The sequence below is a fragment of the Microcystis sp. M109S1 genome, assembly GCF_020247025.1.
GTDB lineage: Bacteria > Cyanobacteriota > Cyanobacteriia > Cyanobacteriales > Microcystaceae > Microcystis.
On the sequence record NZ_JADBRW010000114.1, the window covers coordinates 1 to 2821 of the forward strand.

4 protein-coding genes are annotated in these 2821 nt (G+C 44.9%); 1 reads left to right on the top strand and 3 read right to left on the bottom strand.

Annotation, left to right across the window (positions count from 1 at the left end; translation table 11 throughout):
- Positions 1 to 337 precede the first annotated feature (337 nt).
- Positions 338 to 463: a hypothetical protein gene (locus tag IM322_RS05425; protein WP_287674221.1), complete on the bottom strand. Its 126-nt coding sequence runs from the start codon at positions 461 to 463 to the stop codon at positions 338 to 340.
- On the opposite strand from IM322_RS05425, the gene ahr reads away from it, so the two are divergent.
- Positions 462 to 1466 carry an NADPH-dependent aldehyde reductase Ahr gene (gene ahr / locus IM322_RS05430; protein ID WP_287674223.1) on the top strand — a complete coding sequence of 335 codons (1005 nt, stop codon included), beginning with the start codon at positions 462 to 464 and terminating at the stop codon, positions 1464 to 1466. The two genes, IM322_RS05425 and ahr, sit on opposite strands and share 2 nt — an antisense overlap.
- Before the next feature lie 135 nt (positions 1467 to 1601).
- Here ahr and gifA read toward each other — a convergent pair whose 3' ends face one another.
- Both gifA and IM322_RS05440 read right to left on the bottom strand, forming a co-directional pair.
- Positions 1602 to 1802 (bottom strand): glutamine synthetase inactivation factor IF7A, encoded by a 201-nt coding sequence (gene gifA, locus IM322_RS05435; protein WP_079210075.1) that lies wholly within the window; start codon positions 1800 to 1802, stop codon positions 1602 to 1604.
- A gap of 254 nt (positions 1803 to 2056) precedes the next feature.
- Positions 2057 to 2644, bottom strand: coding sequence for a hypothetical protein (locus IM322_RS05440; RefSeq protein WP_287076642.1), 588 nt, complete (start codon positions 2642 to 2644; stop codon positions 2057 to 2059).
- Positions 2645 to 2821: the final 177 nt, after the last annotated feature.

Below are 2821 nucleotides of genomic sequence, written 5' to 3' on the forward strand. Positions count from 1 at the left end.
CAGAAAAAGGATAACTAGATAGCAAGTGATATTCTAGTAGGTTCGGTTCAGACCTAATCGTGTAAGACCTAAGTAAGGGAAACCAGAAAGGGCTGTGATGAGCTTCGAGAATCCTCACGCCTTTAGGCCCAGGATTGTCAACTCGTCTAATCTTGCCAAGGATGAAACAGGATAATTTTTATCCGATCCTAACAAAACTTGTCGGTAAAGTCCGCAAGCTGCCAGCGAGCGGTCTATATACAAGAGTAACCCAAAACCAGTAATTTTGCTGATGCTGCCAGTTAGCGATCGCCTCTGGCTATTCTTAAAATTCCCGTTTTTAAGATTTTTTTAATCATCACGAGCGGACTTCCTTGATGTTGATGTCCCTAGCAGTGGAATTATCGCCCAATCTTCTTAACCGGAATTTTCGATAAATTTGGGATAAGATAACCAATAAACCCATTCTAGAGGACTTAATCATGATTAGAGCCTATGCTGCCCGAGAAAAAGGGGGAAAACTAGAGCCTTTTGACTACGATCCGGGTATATTAGCGGATGAAGATGTGGAAATCGAGGTGGAATATTGCGGCATCTGCCACAGTGACCTAAGTATGCTCGATAACGATTGGGGACTGACCACCTATCCCTTTGTCCCCGGTCATGAAGTGGTCGGCACGATCGCCGCTCTCGGTGCTAAAGTCAAAGAATTAAAGATAGGGCAAAGAGTCGGTCTTGGTTGGTTTTCCCGTTCCTGTTCGACCTGTGAAACTTGTATGTCAGGGGATCAAAACCTTTGTGCCACTGCCGAAGGAACTATCGTCGGTCGCCATGGTGGTTTTGCCGACAGAGTCCGCGCTCATCATAGTTGGTTAGTTCCCTTGGGGAACCAGTTGGATGCTGCCAAAGCTGGCCCGCTTTTTTGTGGTGGTATAACCGTCTTTAATCCGATTGTGCAATTTGATATTAAACCCACGGCCCGAGTTGGTGTCATTGGTATTGGTGGATTGGGACATATAGCCTTAAAATTCCTCAAAGCTTGGGGCTGCGAAGTAACCGCTTTTTCCAGTAGTCCCGATAAAGAAGCGGAGGCCAAAGAATTAGGCGCGACTCATTTTATCAATTCCAGAGACCCCGAAGCTTTGCAATCGGTACAAAATTACTTTGATTTCATCATCTCTACCGTTAACGTTAATCTCGATTGGGGTCTTTATATCGCCTGTTTACGTCCCAAAGGTCGTCTGCATATTGTTGGGGCTGTTCTTGAACCCATGGCTACCTACGCTTTTCCCTTGATTATGGGTCAAAAATCGATTTCTGGTAGTCCTTTGGGTAGTCCCAGTACCATCAATAAAATGATCGAATTTGCCTCTCGCCATGGCATTGAACCCGTGACAGAAACCTATCCTATCTCGCAGGTGAATGAAGCCATGGAAAAATTGAGAACTGGACAACCTAAATATCGCCTCGTCTTGCAAATAAAATAAAACCATCTCTATCCCAGACGTAACCCCATGATTTCTAAAAACCGAAAACCCACACATTCCTATCTCGGTTTGTGTGGGCTGATTGTTCACTTAATTCTAAGATTGAAAGCTTACACTTTGGCGAAATCTAAGACCCTAACTGAGAGTAACACCAGAGCGATCGTAAGTTTGTGAAGAAAAGTCGGCCGAGAAGCGACGTTGAACGGTTTCCCCGTAGCCATTGTCATTGTCAATACCGATTTCAGAAGCACTTCTCTCTAACATCGATTGTTGACGATTTTTGACGGCGTGGTGGTGACGCATCATTAAGGCGCGAGCTTGTTGTTCTGTAGACATAATCATTTCCTCCGATCTGCAAATCGCATTTTGAACTTTTTTAATCACCCACTAATATATATAACATACAATTCTGTATCTATTTTTACAAAATACCCTAATCCCAGAAAAATTAACAAAACTTTACAATAGGAGTCGATCATCAGGAGTCAGTCTCGATGAAAAAATTTTCACCACCAGAGATGAAAGAGGTTTCCTTCCCTACACCCCACACCCCAATTCATAATTCATAATTCCCAAGACATCAATCGCCCTCAGACCTTAATCGAACTAGGTTCATCGACGGCGGCGATAATGCGATGACAACCGGAAAAGGGTTGCGCCCATTGATACTGGTGTTCTAAAGGATTACCCCAACAGAGGCCGAGATATAATTCTGTGCGCGCCACATCTAATTCCGCCCATTCGGACTGAGCGACTAATTCTGCTAGAGAATCGGCAGAAATGGGACGACGGGAGTTAAGCGCCCACCAAAAATTCATATTAGGGGTAATACTGTTCCAAAACTCTAAAACCGAGGCTTTGGCAGCCATGAGAATTTCCTTGTCACCCGCCACGGCAACTAATTGATTATGAATTTCGGGATAACGGAGAGTGCGATCGCCCCATTGACAAACACGCCAGATAATGCCCGAAACCTGATATTGTTGTTGATAATCGTGAACTTGGCGGCGAAAATCCTGATAGGCGAAGACTTTGCCCACCTTTTCTAGATTGATCGCCTTGGCAATCACTGGATTATCAATGCGCTCCGCCGGGGAGAGTAACAGACGTTCCCCTTTGCAAGTGGCGTGCATTTCTCGATCGAGGATTTCAATTAACTGCTGTGTCGAGTAAGCCATACTACCGCTCTTACCTGAGAGAGGATTCCTCTTTATGTTGACATCCTCACCGCCGTAAACGGACGGTGATTCCCAAACCTCACGATTTAGGTTTCTGCTTCTTTCCCTTGCGGGGTTCCGCACCTGCCTTAACAGTTTTACTCTGTTCTGGTCTTATGGTCGCTCTACAGACTGACA